Source organism: Paraburkholderia sp. RL17-347-BIC-D (genome assembly GCF_046027915.1).
Classification (GTDB): Bacteria; Pseudomonadota; Gammaproteobacteria; order Burkholderiales; family Burkholderiaceae; genus Paraburkholderia.
The window spans coordinates 271,965-293,228 of record NZ_JARESS010000008.1 but is presented as its reverse complement, the minus strand read 5'-3'; the positions used below and the strand labels follow the sequence as shown (position 1 = coordinate 293,228).

Below are 21,264 nucleotides of genomic sequence, written 5' to 3'. Positions count from 1 at the left end.
GGCCGTGTTGCCGGCCGTCACGCCCGACAGGGCGACGGATTTCTTCGGTTTGAATGCGCCTGCGTTCGGCGTGCTGTTGTCTGCTTCGCTCATGGGTTCGTCTCCTGATGCATGGGGGGATGCTTTGACCGCAGCCTTAAGAGCAAAGAATGGGCCAGCCGCTCCGACGCATGCTAAGTGCCTGATTTCACAAAAGACGGACGTCCACGACGGTTTGCATTTCGTTTCATAACTGAAATGCGAATTTCAAATTGGAAATGGATGCGCGCATAATAGGCGGACGTTCTCACCCCGCCGCGAGCCGCCCAGCCTTGAGCACACCTCTTTTCGAACCGGCCCAGCGCCCCCGCATCTGGGCCGTCAGCATCAGCCGCCTGCGCGATCTGTTTTTCGACATCGCCGGCGAATATGTCGAACGCGCGGACCTGCGTATCGTCGCGCACGGCTTCGAAGACGCCGTGCGCGAAGTCGACGCCGCAGGCGCGGGCCGTCCGGATGTGGTGATTGCCGGCGGCTCGAACGGCGCGTATCTGAAGACGCGCGTATCGGCGCCGGTCGTGCTGATCGGCCCGACCGGCTTCGACGTGATGCATGCGCTCGCGCGAGCGCGCCGCGACGGCGCGAAGGTCGCGCTCGTCACACACGGCAATACGCCTGACGAAGTGCGGCGTTTCGCGACTTCCTACGCACTCGACGTCACGTTCGCTTCCTATCAATCGGCGCAGGACGCGGAGAGCGTCGTGCTCGATCTGCGCGATCGCGGCATCGACGTGGTGGTCGGCCCAGGACTCGTCACCGATCTCGCCGCGAATGCCGGCATGGGGGCGGTATTTTTGTATTCGCGCGCGTCGGTGCGCGCGGCCTTCGACACCGCGCTCGAAGTCGCGCAGGCCACGCGCCGCGAAACGATCCGGCGTCAACGGCTCGACAATCTGCTGCAGCATCTGCGCGACGGCGTCGTCGCGCTCGACGCGCAAGGCCGCGTCGAAGCGATGAACCAGCGCCTCGCCGGCGTGCTCGGCCTCGACGCGGCGAATGCCGTGGGCCGCGTGCTGCTCGAACTCGCGCCCGATCTCGCCGGCAGCCTGCCGGACGCGGACGGCGACACGTTATGCACGGTACGTGGCGTGAGCTATGTCGTGCATCGCGGGCCACTTGCCAGCAGCAGCGCGGCGGCGGGCACGGTGCTGACGTTTCAGGAATCGCGGGCGGTCGAACGGCTCGACCGGACGCTGCGTTCACGCCAGCGCGTGCAGCAGTTCAGCGCGCGTTACCGGCTCGACGATATCGTCGGCGCGTCCGAATCGATCGAACGGGTGCGCGCGCTCGTGCGGCGTTATGCCCGATCGGACGCCACCGTGCTGATTCTCGGCGAAAGCGGCACGGGTAAAGAGATGGTCGCGCAGAGCATGCATCAGTTGAGCGCACGGCGCGACTTCGCATTCGTCGCGATCAATTGCGGCGCGTTTCCCGAGGCGCTGCTGGAGAGCGAACTGTTCGGCTACGAGGAAGGCGCGTTCACCGGCGCGCGCAAGGGCGGCAAGGCGGGGCTGATCGAAGTGGCGCACCGCGGCACATTGTTTCTCGATGAAATCGGCGAGATGCCGCTGTCGTTGCAAAGCCGGCTCCTGCGCGTGTTGCAAGAGCGCGAAGTCGTGCGGCTCGGTTCGACGGAGCCGACGCGGGTCGATATCCGCGTGGTCGCGGCGACGCATCGCGCGTTGACCGAGGGCATCGAAGCGGGCAGCTTTCGCGCCGACCTCTACTATCGGCTCAACATTTTGAGCATCGCGCTGCCGCCGCTGCGCGAGCGGCCGACCGACCTGCTGCCGCTCGCCGTCGAACTGCTATTGCAAGCCGCGGCGCGCGAACCGAGGTTCGCGGCGCGCCTGCCGGACGCGGCCGCCGCCGAACGCCTGCTCGCCGCGCTCGACGAGCCATTCAAGCGTTACGCGTGGCCTGGCAACGTGCGCGAATTGCAGAACGTGATCGAACGGATCGCGGTCGAACTCGCCGACGTGGACGTAGACGCACTGCCCGAAGACGCCACCAAACCCGTTCTCACACGCGACATGTTGCGCACGGTCGCGCCTGAAATCGTCGAGCCGCACGCGCGTGCGAAGAAGTCAGCCTTAACCCTGCGCGAACGCAGCCGTCACGTGGAAGCCGACGAAATCCGCACCGCGCTTGCCGCGCACGACGGCGATCGCGACGCGGTCTGCGAGGCGCTCGGCATCAGCAAGACGACGTTATGGCGGAAGCTGAACGCGACGCCGTAGGCGCGCCACTCAAGCCGATCGAACCACTCGCGCCGCCATGCCGCGCCGCATTGGCTGCGGCGCGCGCGATGAACATGCTGGGCGTCATGCCGCAGCATCGCTTGAAATGGCGGCCGAAATGGCTCTGGTCGAAGAAGCCCACCTCCGTCGCGACGACCGATCCCGGCACGCCTTCGAGCAACAGCGTCTGCGCGCGCTGAATCCGCAGGCCGCACAGATAGCGATACGGCGACGATCCGTATTGCTGCCGGAACACCGTGGCGAAGCGCGACACGCTGAGCGCGGACAGCGCGGCGAGTTGGGCGAGCGTCACCGGTTCGTCGAAATGGGCTTCGATGAAGGCGCGGGCGGCATTGAGGCTGATTGACTGTTTCATGACGTCACGATGCTTGAGCGGGCCGCCGGTTGTGTCGTGAAACGCCGGATGGAAAACGCGTCGAGAGGAATCGCCGTGCTGCCCGTATCGACGAGCTCCGCCAGCGTCTCGCCGACGCCCGGCCCGATCTGAAAACCCGACCCGCTGAAGCCGAACGCGTAGAACAAACCGTCGACCTGGCCGCTCGGACCGATCACCGGCTCGCTGTCGGGCAAATAGCTTTCCACGCCGCTCCACACGCGAATCACATGCAGCGGCGCCAACGCGGGCACGAGCCGACGCATCTGCGCCATTTGCCGCACGGTGTTGACCGGCAGCACCGAGGCGCGGCTCGTCACGGCGTCGGCGGGACCGGCCGGACCGCCGCCGACGATGATGTTGCCGCGCGGAATCTGGCGAAAGTAAATGCTCTCTTCCTTGATCGACGTGAACACGCCCATCGACGACTTGAACACGTAGGGCACCGGTTCGGTCACGCACATTTGCGGCCCGCGCGCGGTCAGCGGCACGTGTTCGCCGAACTGTTCGGTCAGCCGGCTCGCCCACGCGCCCGCGCAGATCACGAGTTGCGCCGCCCAGTACACGTCGCCGCGCGCGCTTTCCACGCGAAACCGGCTGCCGTCTTTTTCGACGCGCACGATCTCCGCGTCTTCGATCACCTGCGCGCCGAGCCGCGCCGCCGCGCGGCCGAACGCGGGCGCGGCGAGGCGCGGATTGGCGTGGCCGTCGAGCGGCGAGATCGAAGCCGCCAGCACCTCGCGGCCGAGAAACGGAAAACGCCTGAACATGGCTTCGCCATGCAGCACTTCGAGTTCGAGACCGTAGGCGCGCGCGTCGATGGCGTATTGATCGAAATTCTCGACGTCCTTCTGGTGGTAGCACACGCGCGTGTGGCCCGACGGCAGAAACTCGATGTCCTCGCCGAGCAGTTCCGCCGAGCGTTGCCACGTGCGCAGCGCGCGGTTGGCCATCGCCAGTTGCGGCAGCGCGCGGCCTTGACGGCGAATGCCGCCGAAGTTCACGCCGCTCGCCTGCTGTCCGGTGAGTCCGCGTTCGAGCAGAATCACCGAGCGGTTGCGCTGGCGCAGGAAGAACGCCGTCGTCGTTCCCATGATGCCGCCGCCGATCACGATCACATCGGCTTCGTTGCGGGTCGTCGCGCTCATTTGCTGACCTCGTCGCTCACCTCTTCGGTCAGCGCCACGGGCAGCGGTTTGACCGGCGCCTGGCCGCGCAGCCGTCCCACTGAAGACAGCGGCACACATGCGGCCGCCGCGATGATCTCCGCGCCCGCGTGGCCGCAATAGCGTCCCTGGCAACGGCCCATGCCGACGCGCGAAAACGCCTTCGCGCGATTGGCCTCTTTAGCGCCGGTCGCCTGCACCACGCGGCGCAATTCGCCGGCCGTGATCGCTTCACATCGGCAAACTATCGTTTCGTCCAGCAGCGACGCGGCGAATTTCGCCGGCCACGGGAAGGCTTCACGCAAGCCCGCGGCAAATCGTGAGAAACGCGCGAGTTCGGCGCGCAAGCGCTCCACGCCATTGACCGGTAGGCCGTGATCCTGCAAGGCGGCCAGCGCCGCGAGCCGGCCGGAGCATTCCGCCGCGTCGGCGCCGCGCACGCGTGCGCCGTCGCCCGCCAGATAGACGCCTTTGATGCTGCTGCGGCCGTCGGCGTCGATTTGCGGCAGCCACTGCCGAGCGTTTTCGTCGAACAGGAAGCGGCAACCGGCGAGATCGGCGAGTTGCGTCTCGGGCCGCAAGTGATAACCGAGCGCGACGGCATCGCACTTGAGTTCGAGGCGCTGGCCGCCGGGTAGCGCGACTTCAACCGCGTTCACGCCGTCTTGCGGCGAGCCTTTAATTTCGAGCGGCTCTACGCCGTGATGAACCGGCACACGCGCGTCGGACAGCACACGCGTCAACACAATGCCTTTTCTGAGCGCGGCGGGAATCGCCAGCAGGCGCGGCAGCGCGGCCACGCGCTGCATGAACGTCGAGGTGTCGAGCACCGCGGCAACCTGCGCGCCCGCCTTCACGTACTGCGCGGCCACGAGATACAGCAGCGGACCGCTGCCCATCATGACAATGCGGGAACCGATCGCGCAGCCTTGCGATTTCAACGCGACCTGCGCGCCGCCGAGGCTATAAGTGCCCGCGTGGTGCCAGCCCTTGACCGGCATCAGCCGGTCCGTCGCGCCGCTGCAGACGATCAGCGCGTCAAACACGAGCGTGTGATAGCGCGTGCCGCTCACCAGATGTACGGTATTCGGCGAGATGTTCCAGACCAGCGTCTCCGGCAGATAGTCGATGCGGCTCTTCAACGCATCGAAGCTCTGATGCAGCGACGCGGCACGCTCGGCCTCGGTGCCATAAAGCGTCTCGTAGCTGCGCGAAAACCCTTCCGGCTGACGTCGATAAATCTGCCCGCCGTCACGCCGCCCTTCGTCGACCACGACAGGCCGCAGCCCCGCTTCGACCAGCGCCTGCGCCGCGCGCACGCCCGCCGGCCCGGCCCCGATGATGACTACGCGCGGGGCCATACGCCCTCCCCGGCTTCCGCCAGCTTCGTAACGATCGACATGCCCGGCACGGCCGGCGTGCTGCACGCACGCACGCGCTCGCCTTGCGCGGTCCACACCCAGCAGTCCTGGCAGGCGCCCATCAGACAGAAACCGGCGCGCCGGCCGTCGCCGAATTCGGAATCGCGCAAGGTGGCCGTGCCGGTGAGCAACGCGACCATCAGCGTGTCCCCTTCGGCGGCCTCGCGCACGACGCCGTCCACGGTAATCGGAAAGGTCTTGCGGCCCGTTTCCGCAAGGCGCACGAATCGTCCGCTCATGCCGGAGTCACCTCCACCGTCTGCAAACGGTTCAGTTCGGCGACCGGATGGTGGCACAGAATCTCCGCGCCGGAAGGCAGCTTCTTCAACGAGGGCGGTGTCAGGTTGCACTTGCCGTCGATACGCACCGGACAACGCGCGCGGAACGAGCACAACTCGGCAACGTCGGCACTCTCGCCCATCGCCGGCAAGGCAGTGGCGACGATGTCACGGCGCGCGTCGAGCCAGCCGGGTTTCAATGCCGGCACCGAATCCACCAGCAAGCCCGTGTACGGGTGATACGGCGGCGCCGCGAGCACCTCGCGCTGGCCCGCTTCCACACGATGCCCCGCATACAGCACGATCACTTCGTCGCAGATCGCGCGCACCGTCGAAATATCGTGGCTGATGAACATGTACGACACGCCGAGTTCGCGCCGCAATTCGGCGAGCAGATCGAGGATCGCCGCGCCGACCACCGTGTCGAGCGCGGAGGTCACTTCGTCGCACAGAATCAAGGCGGGATCCGCGGCGAGCGCACGCGCCAGATTCACGCGCTGCTTCTGGCCGCCCGACAGTCCGGCCGGCGTGCGTGTGGCGATGCCGGCCGGCAGCTTCACCAGATCGAGCAGTTCCAGCATGCGCTTCTTCGCTGCCGAGCCGCGCAGATGGTGATAGAACGCGAGCGGCCGGCCGAGGATATCGGCGATCGAATGGCTCGGGTTGAGCGCCGTGTCGGCGTTCTGAAACACGATCTGAATCTGCCGATACTGCTCCGGCGTACGGCGCGAGATTTGCGCCGGCAGCGGTTCGCCGTTGAACAGCACCTCGCCGCGCGCCCGGTCGACGAGACCCGCCACCACGCGCGCGAGTGTCGTCTTGCCGGAGCCGGATTCGCCGATCACGCCGAGCGTGCTGCCGCGCGGAATCGACAGACTGACGTCGTCCAGCACGCGCACGGCGGGCGCGCCGTGGCGGTCGATGCGGCCATAGCCCGCGGACAGTCCGCGAATCTCCAGCAGCGGCGGCACATGTTTGCCCAGGTTCGGCGGCAACGTCAGCACGGCTTCAGGACGACGCGTGGCCGCCAGCAACTGACGCGTGTACGCATCCACCGGCGCGTCGAGCACTTGCGCGACCGCGCCGTTCTCCTTCACCGCGCCGCCGTTCAACACGACGATGCGGTCCGCCATCTGCGCAACCACCGCCAGATCGTGCGACACGTACACGGCCGTAGTGCCGAGTTCGCGAATCACCTTCTTGAAGGCCGCGAGCACTTCGATCTGCGTGGTGACGTCGAGCGCGGTGGTCGGCTCGTCGAACACGACGACGGCCGGATCGGTGATCAAGGCCATCGCCGCCATCAAACGCTGCAACTGGCCGCCGGACACCTGATGCGGATAGCGCTCGCCGATCGTTTCCGGCGCGGGCAGCGCGAGCGAGCGGAACAGCCCGATCGCCTTGGCGCGCGCCGCCTCTTTTGTCATGAGGTGATGCAGCAGCGCCGGTTCGGTGACCTGATCCATGATCGTACGCGCCGGATTGAAGCCGGCCGACGCGCTCTGCGCGACGTACGCCACGGTGCGCGCGCGCAGCGCGCGGCGGCCCTTCGCGTCGAGCGACAACACCTCGAGCTCGCCGATGCGCACCGATCCGCCGCTGATCGCGCAGCCCGCACGCGCATAGCCGAGCAGCGACAGCGCGATGGTGGTCTTGCCCGAACCGGACTCGCCGATCAGTGCGAGCACTTCGCCCTTCTTCACCGAAAAATCGACACCCTTGACGATCTCCGTCACCGGCCCCGGCGCGGCCCCCGCGACGACTCTCAGGCCCTTCACTTCGATCATGTCGCGATCAGCCATCACGCACCTCCGTGGCTACGGCTGCGACGCCGCAGGTTGTCGATCAGCAGATTCATGCCGATGGTCAGCGTCGCAATCGCGACGGCCGGCATCAGCACGGCGGGCGCGCCTTCCGACAGGCCGCCGATGTTCTCGCGCACGAGCGAACCCCAATCGGCGTTCGGCGGCTGCACGCCGAGACCGAGGAAGCTCAGCCCGCTCAGCAGCAGCACGATAAACACGAAGCGCAGACCGAAATCGGCGAGCATCGGATGAATCATGTTGGGCAGCACCTCGACCCGCGCAATATAGAAAATGCCTTCGCCGCGCGCTCTCGCCACCTGCACGTATTCGAGGCCCATCACGTTCACCGCGAGCGAGCGCGAAATGCGGAACGCGCCGGGAATGTAGGCCACCGCGGCCACCGTCATCAGCATCGGGATCGACGAACCGAACGCGGCGATCACGACGAGCGCGAACACCTTGCTCGGAATCGAAATGAGCGCGTCGAACAGACGGCTCAGGATTTCATCGACCCAGCGGCCCGACACCGCCGCGAGCAGCCCGAAGAACGTGCCGATCACGCTGGCGAGCACCGCCGCGGCAAGCGCGAGGCCGACCGTGTAGCGCGCGCCGTAGAGAATCCGGCTGAGCATGTCGCGGCCGAGATAGTCGGTGCCGAGCGGATAGGCCGCGCTGTAGCGGCCGAAAATTTCCGTCGAGGTCAGCGCGCCGCCTTTGTATGGCGCGACCAGCGGTCCGATGAACGCGACCAGCAGCCAGAACGCCACCATCAGCAGACCGATCAGGCCGAGTATGGAGAAGCGGTGCACGAGGCGTTTGAGCACGCCGTGTTTCAGCGCCTCTGCTTCAACAGGAGCCGGTTCGACGACCACTTCGTCACGGCGCACGTCGTACAGCTCCGTGCCGGCGTGAGGCACGTGGTGGGGATTGGTAGGTTGGCTCATCATCGACGCAGCCTCGGGTTGGATATGATTTGACACAGGTCGGCGATCAGCACGAGCGCGAGATACGCCGCGCAGAACACCATCACGCAGCCCTGCACGAGCGGCATGTCACGGTTGGTCACCGCGTCCACCATCAGGCTCGCGAGACCGGGATAGTTGAAGATCGACTCGACGATCACTACGCCCCCGAACAGATACGACAGGCTCAGCGCCACGGCGTTGGCAATCGGGCCGATGGTGTTCGGCAACACATGCCGCCACACCACGCGCACCGGCGAGGCGCCCTTGAGCAAGGCCATTTCCACATACGACGAATTGAGCTGATCGAGCACCGCGGCGCGCGTCATGCGCGCCATCTGCGCGACCAGCACGCAGCACAGCGTCATCACCGGCATCGCGTAGATGCGCAGCAGCGCGCCGAACGAATGCACCTCCGACAGATACGACAGCGCCGGCAGCCAGCGCAGCTTGACGGCAAAGATCAGCACGGCGATCGTCGCGATCAGGAATTCCGGCACGGCCACCGTGGAGAGGGTCAGCACGTTGAGCGTGCGATCGAGCAGGGAGCCGCGGAACATCGCCGACGAAATACCGATCAACAGCGCCACCGGCACCGAAACCAGCGCCGTCAGACCGGCCAGCACCAGCGAATTCGGCAGGCGCGTCGCGATCAGTTGACTGACGGGGAGATTGTTCGATAGTGACGTGCCGAAGTTGCCGCTCACCACGTGAAGCAGCCACACGAAGTAGCGTTGCAGCGCGGGCTGGTCGAGGCCGAACTGATGCCGCAAGGCGGCCACGGCTTCGGGGGTCGCCGCCTGGCCGAGCGCCTGCTGGGCCGCGTCGCCGGGAAGCAGCCCGGTGATGGCGAACACGACCGCCGACACCAGCAGCAGCGTGAGCAGCGCGAGGCCGAGGCGTGCGGCGATGAGACGTTGCGCATGTGCTTTCATCGTGAGTCTCCTCTGTCGACCAGAGTTAGCGCTTTAGCGCTTACTCTGGTCCCATGCAACGTAGTTGCAGTTAAAGCCGCGCGCCGCTCGATCCGCGGCGCGCGTGTTGCAGGGTGTGACCTGGGTCCGGCTCAGGTTTCGAGCCAGACGTTTTCCGCGAACATGAAGCCCATCAGCCCGGCAAGCGGAATCGAGCCGAGGCCCTTCAGCTTGTTCGTATACGCGTCGAGCGAACTCTGGAACAGAGGAATGCCGATACCGCCCGTTTCATGCACCAGCACCTGCATGTCGCCGTAGATCTTCTTGCGCTTGGCGTCGTCCGGTTCGCCGCGCGCGGCCACCAGCATCTGGTCGAACTTCGGGCTTTTCCAGTTCGCTTCGTTCCACGGTGCGTCCGACTTGAAGAACTGCGTGAAAATCACGTCGGCGCTCGGCCGCGCGTTGATGTTGCCGAAACCCAGCGGATGCTTCATCCAGTGGTTCGACCAGTAGCCGTCGGCCGGCACGCGCGAGACCTGCAGATTCAAGCCGGCTTGCGGCGCGACCTGCTGAAGGAACATCGCCATTTCAACGGAGCCTTCCGCGGCCGGCGACGCGAAGATCTGGATCGGCGCGCTGCCGACCTTGGCCTTCTGGAAATGGAACTTCGCCTTGTCCGGATCGAAGGCGCGCTGCGGCAAGCCGGCCAGGTAGTACTTGTTGGTCGGATCGATCGGCTGGTCGTTGCCGATCGTGCCGTAACCCTGGAAGATCGCGCGGCGCATCTGCTCGCGGTCCTGCAGGTACATCATGCCGCGCCGGAAATCGTCGTTGCCGGTCAGGCCGCCTTCGTCGCGCACGATCAGATCGGTGTACAAGCCGGTCTTCGTCTCCAGCACTGAGAAGCCGCCGGCGCCCTTGATCTGCGCGGTCGAACGCGGGCTCACCGCGTTGATCAGTTGCACGTCGCCGGAGAGCAGCGCGTTCACGCGCGCCGACTCGTCGCCGATGCCGATCAGTTCGACCTCGTCGAGATGCGGCATGCCCGGCTTCCAGTACTTCTCGTTTTTCACACCGACGGTGCGCACGCCCGGCGAGAATTCCTTGAGCTTGAACGGGCCCGTGCCGACCGCCGTTTTGAAATCCTTGGTGCCGTCCTTGATGATCTGGAAATGCGAGGTGGCGAGAATCACTGGCAGATCGGCGTTCGGGCCGTCCAGCGTGATGGTCACTTCATTCGGGCCGGTTGCCTTCACTTCCTTGATCTGGTCGGCCAGTGTCTTCGCTTTCGAAGCGGTGGCCGGATCCTTGTGGCGCATGATCGAGTACACCACGTCGGCCGGGGCGAGCGCTTTGCCGTCGTGGAACTGCACGCCGTTGCGCAGCTTGACGACCCACACGGTCGCGTCTTTCGTATCGAGCGAGGTCGCCAGCGACATCTTCGCGCCCAGATGCGGGTCGAGCTCGGTCAGGCAGTTGTAGAACATGAAGCCACGAACGTAATCGGTGCCGAGCGCGCCCTTCGCGGGATCGAGCGTATCGGCCGCGGAGGCGGACTGCGTCGCCACGCGGATCTTGCCGCCCTGCTTCGGCTTGGCTTGCGCCAGGGCCTCGCCGCTCGCGGTCAGAAGACCGGCGCCTGTCACTGACATCATCCCGGCTGCAGCCATCGCGCGCAGCACACCGCGCCGCGACGCACCTTTGGCGGTCAACCGCTCCAACTCGCTGCCGAGCTGAAGAGCGCCATGTTGCGAGTTTTCCTTATTCATCGAACTTCTCCGCGAGGGTAAGCAATGGGGGTTGAGCAGACTTGGCTGCGTGGTTTTAATTGCCAATCGAACAACGAACGATCAATAAAAAATGTCCTTGATGCGGTAGTACGTGCCCACGAGCGGCAGGAACCAGGGTTTGCCGGTATGGCCGGGAATCGCGGGCCACTCCGACTCGCGCCACGGATTCTGGTCTTCATGGCCGTCCATCACGTCGGCCATCACCTGGCCCATGTGCGTCGACATTTGCGTGCCGTGACCGCTGTAGCCCATAGAAAAATAGATGCCGTCGTGCTGGCCGGCGTGCGGCAAACGGTCGGCGCTCATATCCACCAGACCGCCCCAGCAATAGTCGATGCGCGCGCTCGCGAGCATCGGGAACATCGCGGCGAGGCCTTCCTGCAGGATGCGTCCGCTCTTCGCATCGGACGGCCGCTCGGACGCCGTGAAGCGCGCGCGGCCGCCGAACAGCAAACGCGAATCGGGCGTCACGCGGAAGTAGTTGTGCATCAAACGCGTAGTGGTATACGCGCGCCGGTTCGGAAACACTTGCGCCAGCAACTCCGGCGACACGGGCTCCGTCACGACGATGAACGAACCGACCGGCGCGAGACGCCGCCGATACCAACCAAACGGCCCATGCCGCGACGGGCCGGTCGCGATCAGCACCTGCTTCGCGCGCACTTCGCCACGCGCCGTGGTGATGCGAAAGCCGCCGCCGTCTTTCACGATGGCGGTGACCGCCGCGTTCTCATACAACTTGGCGCCGCGGCGCACCGCGGCCTCGGCGAGACCGACGGTGAACTTGCCCATATGCATCTGGCCGCCGTGCCGTTGCAGCAATCCGCCGTAAAAACTGTCGGACTGGATTTCGCTGCGGATGCGGCTGCGGTCGATCAGTTCGATATCCGTATCGACTTCACGGCGGATTGCCTCCGCCGTCTTCTCCAGATGCGCAAAGTGATGCGGCTTGGAGGCCAGCTTCAGCTTGCCGGTCGCAATATAATTGCAGTCGATGTTTTCCTCGCGGATCAACCGCTCGACCGTGTCGACCGCATCCGAAAACGCGCGATAGCACGCGCTCGCGCGCTCCACACCGAGTTGCGCGACCAGCGCGACGAAATCCTGCGCGACCCCGGTATTGACCTGTCCGCCGTTGCGCCCGGACGCGCCGCCGCCGATGCGGCCCGCGTCGAGCACGGTCACCGCGGCGCCGCGCTTACCCAACGCTTGCGCCGCCGACAGTCCGGTGAAGCCGCCGCCGATCACCACCACATCGGTCTGGCCGTCGACCGGACCCTCGCACGCCGACAGCAGTGGCGGCGCGGTGTCGAGCCAGTAGGAATCGAGCTTCATCCGGTCTGTCCTTGAGATGGGCAATGAGCGAGGCGGCAGGCAGTCTTTGGCGCGTGAAAAAACGGCGCTTACAGGCCGAGTTCCGAAGCCAGATGCGGAATGTCGTTGACCTCGTAGTACTGGTAGTACGGCGTCGACGGTTCATGGCCGCGCTTGACGAACACCTTGTGCTTGATGCCCAGGTCGTGCGCGGTCATCAGGTCGTAGCGCAGGCTCGACGACACGTGCAGCACGTCTTCCGGATTGCAGTTGAGCTGATCGAACATGTATTCGAAGCCTTGCATGCGCGGCTTGTACGACTGCGCCTGCTCCGCCGTGAAGACCTTATGGAACGGCGCGCCGAGCTTGTCGACATTGCTTTGGATCTGGTTGTTCGAAGCGTTCGAGAGAATCACCAGCTTGTACTTCTTCGCCAGACGAGCGACGCCTTCCGGCACGTCCGGATGCGGACCCCACGTCGGGACTGCGTCATAGATGCTCTGGGCGCCCGCTTCGTTGAATTCGACGTTCATGCGCTTGCAGGCACGGCGTAGCGCATTGACCACCACCTCGCGGTACGGCTTCCACGCACCGAGCACTTCATCGCGACGATAGCCCGAGTAAAACGCGATGAGCTTTTCCAGGTCTTCGCCGTTCAGCAAGTGGCCGTACTGTTCGCGCGTCATGTCGGCCATGTGGAATTTCGTCAGCGTGCCGTAGCAGTCGAAGGTGATGTATTTCGGTTCGAATTCGATCATGGTGCAGTCCTATCGTGATGGTGAACTCGCTGTCGGAGCTCATTGGCGAAAACAGGCAAAAGCTCATTCCTGTTAAAGATTTAATCAGCGCAAAAACATAGATGTTCCTGATTAGGGCATGGCTGGTGACACAAACCAGGCGTTTTGAGGCCGCGGACAGCACAGAATGCGGTGATCGGCCCGAAAGCCTTGCCCATAATGGGTTTGCGGCCGGCATGCCAGGCGGATGACACGCGATCAGGCGCGCAGGTCGATCAAGACGCTCTTGAAACGCAGGTTCGCCTCGTAGGCCTGGCGGCCCAGGTCCTTGCCGATGCCGGAACGCTTGAAGCCGCCCGTGGGAATCATGAAGTCCGAGGTGCGGCCATAGCGGTTGACCCACACCGTGCCCGCTTCGAGTCCACGCACGAAACGCAGCGCCCGGCCGAGGTCGGCGGTATGCACACCAGCCGCGAGGCCGTACTCGGGATGCTGCGCGAGCGCGAGCGCTTCTTCTTCGGTATCGAAGGTTTGCAGCGTCAGCACCGGGCCGAAGACTTCTTCGCGTACCGCTTCGGAGTGCGCCGTGACGTCCGTCAGCAAGGTCGGGCTGTAGAACGCGCCGTCCGCGCCGCCGTCGGCACGGACGCCGCCGTAGCGCAGCGTCGCGCCGGCTTCCAGCGTGCGTCCCACGATGCCTTCGATGCGCGCCGCCTGCGGCGCCGAGATGATGGGCGAAAGCGTGGTGCCGGCGGCCCATGTCGCGCCGGGCTTCAGCTCGGCGAAGATCTTGCCGATGCGCTCGGCAAGCGGCTCGGCGAGACTTCGCTCGACCAGGAGACGCGAGCCCGCCACGCACACTTGCCCCGCGTTGCCCGTGATCGCGCCGGCGATGCGGCGCGCCACGTCGTCCAGACGCGGCGCGTCGGCGAAAACGATTTGCGGGCTCTTGCCGCCCAGTTCGAGCGTGACCGGCTTGGTGCCGCTGTTCGCACACGCGGCCATGATCGACGCGCCGGTGCGCGTGGAACCCGTGAAAGTGACCTTGCTGATCTTCGGATGACGCACCAGTTCGTCGCCGGTCACGCGCCCATCGCCCTGAATCACGTTGAAGATGCCCGCGGGCACGCCCGCCTGCACCGCCAGTTCGGCGAGCCGCAGGACCGAGAACGGCGTCATCTCCGAAGGCTTCAGCACCACCGCATTGCCCGCCGCAAGCGCGGGCGCGATCTTCCACGAGGCCATGACCAGCGGGAAATTCCACGGTGCGATCGCGCCGATCACGCCGTACGGCTCGGCGATCGTCATGCCGAGATGATCGTGATCCGTGGCCGCGACGTCGCCGCCCAGCTTGTCGGCGAACTCGGCGTAAAAGCGAATGCCCTCGGCGGTGAACGGCACGTCCCAACCGATTGCCTGCGCAATCGGGCGCGTCGAGCCGAGCGCTTCGAGTCTGCCGAGCGTCGGCGCATCGGCTTCGACCAGCTCGGCGAAGCGGCGCAGGATCTTCGCGCGCTCACGCGGCGCCATGCGCGCCCAGCCACAGTGCTTGAAAGCCTGCCACGCGTTCTCGACCGCGCGGTCCACCATGCCGGCATCGGCGAGCGGCACCGACGCGTACACCACGCCGTCCGACGGCCGCGCCACTTCGATGCGGCGCTCGCCCGCCTCTACATCTACATATTCACCGCCGATGTAATGGCCGCTGCGAATCGCGACGTCGTCCGGATTGAAGCTGTCCATGAGCAAGGTTTCCTGTGTGACTGGCTGGTGGTCCGTGCGGTGCGTTTCGTGAACGCCGCCGCCATGACAAAATCGTAGAGCCGCGGGCGTGGCATATGTCGCCGACAAAAATCGCCACGCAGCAGAACTCACCTGTAATGCGCGCCCAGACCTGGCGTTTTGTATCGAATTTGAACGGGGCCCTTTCCGGGGCCCGCGATAAAAAGATCGTCCTAGTCACACCGCGCACCGGATGACACAGTGACGGCGTAAGCCTTCAGTCAATCAGGGAGTACGGCGTGGCCGATTCGATTACCTATAGACGCTTCACCCTCGACGACATCGCCGCCGCGCACGCGTTGACGGTCGAACTCAAATGGCCGCATCGCGCGGACGACTGGAGATTCGTCGCGCAGCTGGGCGTGGGTTTCGTCGCGGAAGACGCGAGCGGCGTGATCGGCACCGCCCTGTGCTGGAAATACGGCGCCGAGTGCGCCTCGCTCGGCATGGTGATCGTGTCGCCGGCAAGCCAGGGGCGCGGTATCGGCAGAAAGTTGATGGACCTGGTGCTGGACGAACTGGGCGGCCGCGTCACGTTCCTGCACGCCACCACCGCCGGCCAGCCGCTCTATGAAAAGCTCGGCTTTCGCGCGGCCGGCACGCTCGACCAGCATCAGGGCGCCGCGTTCCAGCCGCCGCTCGTGTCGCTGCCGCCGGGCGAGCGTTTGCGCCCGCTCGGTTCGAGTGACACCGCGCGGCTGGTCGAACTGGCGTCGCGGGCCAGCGGTCTGGATCGCGGCGAAGTTTTGCCCGCGCTGCTCGGCACCGCCGACGGCATCGCGCTCGACCGCGACGGCGAACTGATCGGCTTCGCACTGTTTCGCCGCTTCGGACGCGGCTTTGCGATCGGTCCAGTGGTCGCGCCCGCCTCCGAGGATTCGAGCCGCGCCAAGGCACTCATCAGTCACTGGCTGGCGCTGAATGAAGGCGTGTTCGTGCGTATCGATACCCCCGGCGATAGCGGTCTGACGGAGTGGCTGGAACAGTTGGGCTTGCCGCGCGTGGACACGGTCGTCAAAATGGTCCGCCCCGCCACGCCGGTCGAACCCGCGAGCGGCGCACAGGACGCGCATTACCTGCAATACGGCATCATCAACCAGGCAATCTGCTGACCATCATGGCCTTCCTCTATAAAGCCGACCCGGCGCGCGGCGCCCAGTGGGCGAAACTCTTCGCGCAGAAGGCGCCGGAGCTGCCGTTTCATATCTGGCCCGATCTCGGCGATCCGGCCGCGATCCGTTATCTCGCCGCCTGGCAGCCACCGGAAGATCCGACGCGCACCTTCCCTAATCTGGAAGTCGTGTTCTCGGTCGGTGCGGGCATCGACCAGTTCGATCTTTCGGGCGTGCCGGAGCATGTGCCGGTCGTTCGCATGATCGAGCCGGGGATCGTCGAAGGCATGGTCGAGTACGTCACGCAAGCCGTGCTGACGATTCATCGCGATCTGTTCGACTACGGGCTTCAGCAACAGCAGCAGGTCTGGCGCGAGCTGCCGCTCAAGCCGGCCAGTCAACGCCGCGTCGGCGTGCTCGGGCTTGGCGTGTTGGGCACGGCCGTGCTGGAAAGGTTGCGCCTGTTCGGCTTCGACTGCGCGGGATGGAGCCGTTCGGGTCGCGAGATCGAAGGCGTGGCGTGTTATGCGGGTGAAGGCGCACTGGATGCGTTTCTCGCGCGCACCGATATTCTGATCTGCTTGTTGCCGCTCACGCCTGCCACGCGCGGGCTGCTCGACGCGCAGTTGTTCGCGAAGCTGCCGCGCGGCGCGTCGCTGATTCAAACGGGCCGCGGTCCGCATCTGAATCAGCAGGACCTGCTGGCGGCGCTCGAGAGCGGCCAGTTGCAGAACGCCATTCTCGACGTCACCGATCCCGAGCCATTGCCCGCTGGGCATGCGCTGTGGACGCATCCACGCGTGCGCGTCACGCCGCATATCGCCAGCGCGACGCGGCCCGAAACCGCCGTCGAGGTGGTGCTGGACAATCTGCGCCGCCATCGCGAAGGCTTGCCGATGGTCGGCCAGATCGACCGCGCGCAAGGCTATTGAGGGCAGCACCGCATGAAACGCCCGCGCGGCGCCGCTATTCAGCGTCCGCAGCAGAAAATGCCAAGACCGCGCATCAAAACGCGTCGTGCGCGCTTTTCAGGCAATTGTTTAGGTGAGCAGGCGATCGTCGCTGATCAGTAGTATGGAACGGTCAACAGCCCCTTCCCGCGACGAGAAACCATCATGCCGATTCAATCGCTCATTGAAGCCGACCGCAAGCATCTGATTCATCCGGTCATCAACTACCGCGTGCACGAAGCACGCGGCGTCACCGTCCTCGAGTCCGCCAGCGGCGCATTTCTGCGCGACGCGGCCGGCAACGAACTGCTCGACGCGTTTTCCGGACTCTGGTGCGTGAACGTCGGCTACGGCCAGCAGAGCATCGTCGATGCCGCGACCGCGCAGATGCAGAAGCTGCCCTACGCGACCGGCTACTTCCATTTCGGCTCGGAGCCCGCCATCGAACTCGCGCAAAAGCTGGTCGAGGTGTCGCCCGCTTCGCTGCAACACGTGTACTTCACGCTCGGCGGCTCTGACGCGGTGGACTCGGCACTGCGTTTCATCACGCATTACTTCAACGCCACAGGGCGTCCGTCGAAGAAGCACATCATCGCGCTGCAACGCGGCTACCACGGCTCGTCGACGACCGGCGCCGGCCTCACCGCCCTGCCCGCGTTCCACCGCAACTTCGATCTGCCGCTGCCGAACCAGCATCATCTGCCGTCGCCGTACGCGTACCGCAGCGATTTCGCCGACGACACCGCGCTGATCGCCGCCTCGGTGGCCGCGCTCGAAGCGAAGGTGGCCGAACTCGGCGCCGACAACGTCGCCGCGTTCTTCTGCGAACCGATTCAGGGCTCGGGCGGTGTGATCGTGCCGCCGGTCGGCTGGCTCAAGGCGATGCGTGAAAGTTGCCGTAAGCTGGGCATCCTCTTCGTCGCCGATGAAGTCATCACCGGATTCGGCCGCACGGGTCCGTTGTTTGCGTGCCAAGGGGAAAACGTCGAGCCGGATCTGATGACGGTGGCCAAAGGCCTGACCTCGGGCTACGCGCCGATGGGCGCCGTGCTGATGTCGGACGAAATCTATCAGGGCATTGCGAACGGCGACGCTGAAGCGGTGGTCGGTCATGGCCATACGTATTCGGCGCATCCGGTGAGCGCGGCCATTGGTCTCGAAGTGCTGCGCCTGTATCACGAAGGCGGGCTGCTCGCGAACGGCGTGGCGCGCGCGCCGCGTTTCGCGCAAGGCCTCGACGCGCTGCTCGCGCATCCGCTGGTGGGCGACTCGCGCCACCGTGGCCTGCTCGGCGCGCTCGAACTCGTCGTCGACAAGGACAGCAAGGCGGGCTTCGACCCGGCGTTGAAACTGTCCGAACGGATCGCCGCCGCCGCGTATGAAAACCGCCTGATTTTCCGCGCCTTCGGCGACAACATTCTCGGCTTCGCACCGGCGCTCTCGTACACCGAGGCCGAGTTCGATCTGATGTTCGAACGGCTTGAAAAGACCCTCGACGACGTTCTCGCACAAGCCGACGTGCGCGCCGCGTTGAAGGTCAAAACTCATGCCACCGCATGCTAGAGTAGAGGGCCATCCCAGCCCCACACACCGATCGCCGGAGCGACAACGTTAAGATGAGCAGCGACTGCAAGCTAGACCGGATTGATCTGCGCATACTTTCCCAATTGCAGAAGAAAGGCCGCATAACCAACGTCGAGCTTGCCGACGCGGTCGGCCTGTCGCCCAGTCCTTGCCTGATCCGGGTCAAGCGTCTGGAGAAAGCCGGCTACATCATCGGCTACGGCGCGCAGATCCAGCTCGAAAAGCTCGGCGACGTGCAGATCGTGTTCACCGAAGTCACGCTCGCCGATCATCGGCGGGAAGACTTCATCAAGTTCGTGAATGCGATTCGCGACGTCGACGAGATTGTCGAGTGCCATCTGGCAAGCGGCGGCTATGACTACCTGCTGAAGTTCGTCACGCGCAGCGTGAGCCATTACCAGAGCATCGTGGAAGGTTTGCTGGAACGCGATATCGGCATCGAGAAGTACTTCAGCTACGTGATCATCAAGTCGCCGTTCGTGAAGAGCCATTACCCGCTCGAAACGCTGTTCTCGCAGAATCATCACTAGGCGTTGCTTTGTCCTTGATCCGCCGGACCTTGTCGCTCAGGGTTCGGCGTTCAACGTTCCGCCATGTCCGCGCCTGCTGCACCGTCGGCCGGCGGACTCGATTGCGCGAATTCCTCGCTGAGAAAGTCCACGCAGACCCGCACCTTCGCCGATTGCGCGAGCCGCGCCGGATACACCGCCCACAGATTCGCCGGTTGCGTGACCTCGGGCAGCACCTGCTGCAACTGGCCGCTTTCGAGCAGCGGCCGCACGTCCCACATGGAACGCAGCACGATGCCGCGTCCGGCCAGCGCCCACTCCACCGCCACTTCGCCGTGATTGGTCGACAACGGTCCCGTGACCTTGATCGAGACCGCCTCGCCGCGCACCGTCAAACGCCACAGACCGAACGGATGGTCGCGCTCCTTGATGGCGAGACACGCATGCGAGGACAGCTCGGCGAGCTGGCGCGGCGCGCCATGCCGCGCGAGGTAGCCGGGCGACGCGCACAGCACGCGATAGTTCGACGCGAGCCGCCGCGCGATCAGATGCGGCGCGATCTCGTCGCCGATGCGCACATCCAGATCGAAGCCTTCACCGCCCACATCGACGAGACGGTCGAACAGATCGAGCCGCACGCTCAATTGCGGATAGCGCTCGGAAAAGCGCGCGAGCGCGGGTGCCACGAAGCGCCGGCCAAAGCCGAAGCTGCTGGAAATGCGCAGCTTGCCGCCGGGAATGCGGCGCGTGGTGGAGACGTCTTCCACGAGTTGATCGACATCGTCGAGAATCTTTTCGGCCCACGTGTAGACGCGCTCGCCCGCTTCCGTGATCGCGACCCGGCGCGTGGAACGGTGCAATAAACGCGTACCGAGCGTAGTCTCGAGCACGTTGATGCGTTTGCTGACGTACGCCGCGGACACCGACAAGGCCTCCGCCGCCGCGCTGAAACTGGACTTGCGCGCGACTTCGCAAAACACGCGCAAATCGCCGAGATCGGGTGATGGGACGGCGCTCATAGGTTGATGGATGGCAGCGGCGTTTGTACACGAATCGTGCACAGTGGCTTAACTAAAGCGACCATTTTAGTCTCAAACAGCAGGAATAAAATAGCCCTTGTCGAATCATCCAGAAGCCCAACGGAGGAGCACAACATGTCGAAGAAATATCGGATCGCAGTCATTCCCGGCGACGGCATTGGCGTCGAAGTCATGCCCGAAGCCATTCGCGTGCTGGAAGCGGTGAAAACGCGCTTCGGCATCGAGCTGGAGTATCAGCACATTGAATGGGCGAGCTGCGAGTACTACGCGAAGCACGGCAAGATGATGCCGGACGACTGGAAAGCGCAACTGCAATCGGCCGACGCGATCCTGTTCGGCGCGGTGGGCTGGCCCGACACGGTGCCCGACCATATTTCGCTGTGGGGATCGCTGCTGAAGTTCCGCCGCGAATTCGACCAGTACATCAACCTGCGCCCGGCCCGCCTCTTTGCCGGCGTGCCTTCGCCGCTCGCGGGCCGCAAGGCGGGCGACATCGACTTCTGGATCGTGCGTGAAAACACCGAGGGCGAATATTCGTCGGTGGGCGGCGTGATGTTCGAAGGCACGGAGCGCGAATTCGTGCTGCAGGAATCCGTCTTCACGCGGCACGGCAGCGAACGCGTGCTGAAGTTCGCGTTCGATCTCGCGCAACGGCGCGAGCGCAAGAAGATCACGGTGGCCACCAAGAGCAACGGCATTGCGATCAGCATGCCGTGGTGGGACAAATGCGCGGCCGGCGTCGCCGCGCAGTATCCGGACGTGACGTGGGACAAGCAGCACATCGACATTCTCTGCGCGCGCTTCGTGCTGAATCCGGATCGCTTCGACGTGGTGGTGGCCACCAATCTGTTCGGCGATATCCTGTCTGATCTCGGTCCTGCCTGCACGGGCACGATCGGTCTCGCGCCGTCGGGCAACCTGAACCCGGACCGCAAGTTTCCCTCGCTGTTCGAGCCGGTGCACGGCTCGGCGCCGGACATCGCCGGCAAGAACATCGCCAATCCGATCGCGATGATCTGGTCGGCCGCGATGATGCTCGACTTCCTCGGCAATCACGCCGGCAAGGAGCGCGAGGCGCACGACGCGATTCTCGCCGCGATCGAAGCGACGCTGGTGGAAGGCCCGCATACCGGCGACCTCGGCGGCAAAGCGAACACCACCGAAGTCGGCCAGGCGATCGCGGCAAAGCTCGCCTGAGTCTTTCGCTCACTCTCTGCCAGGACAACT

Annotated in this window: 18 protein-coding genes; 6 read left to right on the top strand and 12 right to left on the bottom strand. The window is 65.0% G+C overall.

Annotated elements, in window-relative coordinates; translation table 11 throughout:
- Window positions 1–311 precede the first annotated feature (311 nt).
- Window positions 312–2,279 carry a propionate catabolism operon regulatory protein PrpR gene (prpR, locus tag P0D96_RS14300; RefSeq protein ID WP_408313954.1) on the top strand — a complete coding sequence of 656 codons (1,968 nt, stop codon included), beginning with the start codon at window positions 312–314 and terminating at the stop codon, window positions 2,277–2,279.
- Here prpR and P0D96_RS14295 read toward each other — a convergent pair.
- The 11 genes from P0D96_RS14295 to P0D96_RS14245 all read right to left on the bottom strand — a co-directional run bounded on the left by P0D96_RS14295 (window position 2,236) and on the right by P0D96_RS14245 (window position 14,803).
- On the bottom strand, window positions 2,236–2,655 hold the full coding sequence (locus tag P0D96_RS14295; protein ID WP_132381922.1) for a helix-turn-helix domain-containing protein: 420 nt from the start codon (window positions 2,653–2,655) through the stop codon (window positions 2,236–2,238). The two genes, prpR and P0D96_RS14295, sit on opposite strands and share 44 nt — an antisense overlap.
- Window positions 2,652–3,821 (bottom strand): NAD(P)/FAD-dependent oxidoreductase, encoded by a 1,170-nt coding sequence (locus P0D96_RS14290; protein ID WP_408177858.1) that lies wholly within the window; start codon window positions 3,819–3,821, stop codon window positions 2,652–2,654. The genes P0D96_RS14295 and P0D96_RS14290 overlap by 4 nt, the downstream gene beginning before the upstream one ends.
- Window positions 3,818–5,200, bottom strand: a complete 1,383-nt coding sequence (locus tag P0D96_RS14285; protein WP_408313952.1) for an FAD/NAD(P)-dependent oxidoreductase — start codon at window positions 5,198–5,200, stop codon at window positions 3,818–3,820. Before P0D96_RS14285 ends, P0D96_RS14290 begins: the two co-directional genes overlap by 4 nt.
- Entirely contained in the window at window positions 5,185–5,499 is a 315-nt protein-coding gene (locus P0D96_RS14280) for a (2Fe-2S)-binding protein (RefSeq protein WP_408177856.1), read from the bottom strand. The genes P0D96_RS14285 and P0D96_RS14280 overlap by 16 nt, the downstream gene beginning before the upstream one ends.
- Entirely contained in the window at window positions 5,496–7,340 is a 1,845-nt protein-coding gene (locus P0D96_RS14275; RefSeq protein WP_408313950.1) for an ABC transporter ATP-binding protein, read from the bottom strand. Before P0D96_RS14275 ends, P0D96_RS14280 begins: the two co-directional genes overlap by 4 nt.
- Complete coding sequence (locus P0D96_RS14270) at window positions 7,340–8,290, bottom strand: ABC transporter permease (protein WP_408313948.1); 951 nt, start codon at window positions 8,288–8,290, stop codon at window positions 7,340–7,342. Before P0D96_RS14270 ends, P0D96_RS14275 begins: the two co-directional genes overlap by 1 nt.
- Entirely contained in the window at window positions 8,287–9,240 is a 954-nt protein-coding gene (locus P0D96_RS14265) for an ABC transporter permease (protein ID WP_132381910.1), read from the bottom strand. Before P0D96_RS14265 ends, P0D96_RS14270 begins: the two co-directional genes overlap by 4 nt.
- A 131-nt stretch (window positions 9,241–9,371) precedes the next feature.
- On the bottom strand, window positions 9,372–10,988 hold the full coding sequence (locus P0D96_RS14260) for an ABC transporter substrate-binding protein (protein WP_408313946.1): 1,617 nt from the start codon (window positions 10,986–10,988) through the stop codon (window positions 9,372–9,374).
- 81 nt (window positions 10,989–11,069) lie between these two features.
- A complete protein-coding gene (locus tag P0D96_RS14255; protein ID WP_132381906.1) occupies window positions 11,070–12,344 on the bottom strand; it encodes an NAD(P)/FAD-dependent oxidoreductase in 1,275 nt (424 codons plus the stop codon).
- Between the two features lie 68 nt (window positions 12,345–12,412).
- Window positions 12,413–13,081 (bottom strand): haloacid dehalogenase type II, encoded by a 669-nt coding sequence (locus tag P0D96_RS14250; protein WP_132381904.1) that lies wholly within the window; start codon window positions 13,079–13,081, stop codon window positions 12,413–12,415.
- A gap of 237 nt (window positions 13,082–13,318) precedes the next feature.
- Window positions 13,319–14,803: an aldehyde dehydrogenase family protein gene (locus P0D96_RS14245; protein WP_408313943.1), complete on the bottom strand. Its 1,485-nt coding sequence runs from the start codon at window positions 14,801–14,803 to the stop codon at window positions 13,319–13,321.
- Window positions 14,804–15,081: 278 nt separating this feature from the next.
- On the opposite strand from P0D96_RS14245, the gene P0D96_RS14240 reads away from it, so the two are divergent.
- From P0D96_RS14240 to P0D96_RS14225, 4 genes are all read left to right on the top strand, one after another.
- Window positions 15,082–15,954 (top strand): GNAT family N-acetyltransferase, encoded by an 873-nt coding sequence (locus P0D96_RS14240; RefSeq protein ID WP_408313941.1) that lies wholly within the window; start codon window positions 15,082–15,084, stop codon window positions 15,952–15,954.
- A gap of 5 nt (window positions 15,955–15,959) precedes the next feature.
- The gene (locus tag P0D96_RS14235; protein WP_408313939.1) at window positions 15,960–16,886 is read left to right on the top strand and encodes a 2-hydroxyacid dehydrogenase; all 927 of its coding nucleotides are present in this window, start codon (window positions 15,960–15,962) and stop codon (window positions 16,884–16,886) included.
- A gap of 183 nt (window positions 16,887–17,069) precedes the next feature.
- Complete coding sequence (locus tag P0D96_RS14230) at window positions 17,070–18,467, top strand: aspartate aminotransferase family protein (RefSeq protein ID WP_408313937.1); 1,398 nt, start codon at window positions 17,070–17,072, stop codon at window positions 18,465–18,467.
- 53 nt (window positions 18,468–18,520) lie between these two features.
- On the top strand, window positions 18,521–19,018 hold the full coding sequence (locus tag P0D96_RS14225) for an Lrp/AsnC family transcriptional regulator (RefSeq protein ID WP_011491802.1): 498 nt from the start codon (window positions 18,521–18,523) through the stop codon (window positions 19,016–19,018).
- Between the two features lie 50 nt (window positions 19,019–19,068).
- Here P0D96_RS14225 and P0D96_RS14220 read toward each other — a convergent pair whose 3' ends face one another.
- Window positions 19,069–20,016, bottom strand: coding sequence for a LysR substrate-binding domain-containing protein (locus tag P0D96_RS14220; RefSeq protein ID WP_132381894.1), 948 nt, complete (start codon window positions 20,014–20,016; stop codon window positions 19,069–19,071).
- A 135-nt stretch (window positions 20,017–20,151) separates the two neighbouring features.
- Here P0D96_RS14220 and P0D96_RS14215 point away from each other — a divergent pair, with 135 nt between their 5' ends.
- Window positions 20,152–21,234 carry a tartrate dehydrogenase gene (locus P0D96_RS14215; RefSeq protein WP_408177848.1) on the top strand — a complete coding sequence of 361 codons (1,083 nt, stop codon included), beginning with the start codon at window positions 20,152–20,154 and terminating at the stop codon, window positions 21,232–21,234.
- Window positions 21,235–21,264 lie beyond the last annotated feature (30 nt).

Bases quoted from the DNA above. Each gene is read 5' to 3' on its own strand.
- P0D96_RS14295 (WP_132381922.1), bottom strand. From the start codon at position 2,655: ATGAAACAGTCAATCAGCCTCAATGCCGCCCGCGCCTTCATCGAAGCC.
- P0D96_RS14290 (WP_408177858.1), bottom strand. From the start codon at position 3,821: ATGAGCGCGACGACCCGCAACGAAGCCGATGTGATCGTGATCGGCGGC.
- P0D96_RS14285 (WP_408313952.1), bottom strand. From the start codon at position 5,200: ATGGCCCCGCGCGTAGTCATCATCGGGGCCGGGCCGGCGGGCGTGCGC.
- P0D96_RS14280 (WP_408177856.1), bottom strand. From the start codon at position 5,499: ATGAGCGGACGATTCGTGCGCCTTGCGGAAACGGGCCGCAAGACCTTT.
- P0D96_RS14275 (WP_408313950.1), bottom strand. From the start codon at position 7,340: ATGGCTGATCGCGACATGATCGAAGTGAAGGGCCTGAGAGTCGTCGCG.
- P0D96_RS14270 (WP_408313948.1), bottom strand. From the start codon at position 8,290: ATGATGAGCCAACCTACCAATCCCCACCACGTGCCTCACGCCGGCACG.
- P0D96_RS14265 (WP_132381910.1), bottom strand. From the start codon at position 9,240: ATGAAAGCACATGCGCAACGTCTCATCGCCGCACGCCTCGGCCTCGCG.
- P0D96_RS14260 (WP_408313946.1), bottom strand. From the start codon at position 10,988: ATGAATAAGGAAAACTCGCAACATGGCGCTCTTCAGCTCGGCAGCGAG.
- P0D96_RS14255 (WP_132381906.1), bottom strand. From the start codon at position 12,344: ATGAAGCTCGATTCCTACTGGCTCGACACCGCGCCGCCACTGCTGTCG.
- P0D96_RS14250 (WP_132381904.1), bottom strand. From the start codon at position 13,081: ATGATCGAATTCGAACCGAAATACATCACCTTCGACTGCTACGGCACG.
- P0D96_RS14245 (WP_408313943.1), bottom strand. From the start codon at position 14,803: ATGGACAGCTTCAATCCGGACGACGTCGCGATTCGCAGCGGCCATTAC.
- P0D96_RS14235 (WP_408313939.1), top strand. From the start codon at position 15,960: ATGGCCTTCCTCTATAAAGCCGACCCGGCGCGCGGCGCCCAGTGGGCG.
- P0D96_RS14230 (WP_408313937.1), top strand. From the start codon at position 17,070: ATGCCGATTCAATCGCTCATTGAAGCCGACCGCAAGCATCTGATTCAT.
- P0D96_RS14225 (WP_011491802.1), top strand. From the start codon at position 18,521: ATGAGCAGCGACTGCAAGCTAGACCGGATTGATCTGCGCATACTTTCC.
- P0D96_RS14220 (WP_132381894.1), bottom strand. From the start codon at position 20,016: ATGAGCGCCGTCCCATCACCCGATCTCGGCGATTTGCGCGTGTTTTGC.
- P0D96_RS14215 (WP_408177848.1), top strand. From the start codon at position 20,152: ATGTCGAAGAAATATCGGATCGCAGTCATTCCCGGCGACGGCATTGGC.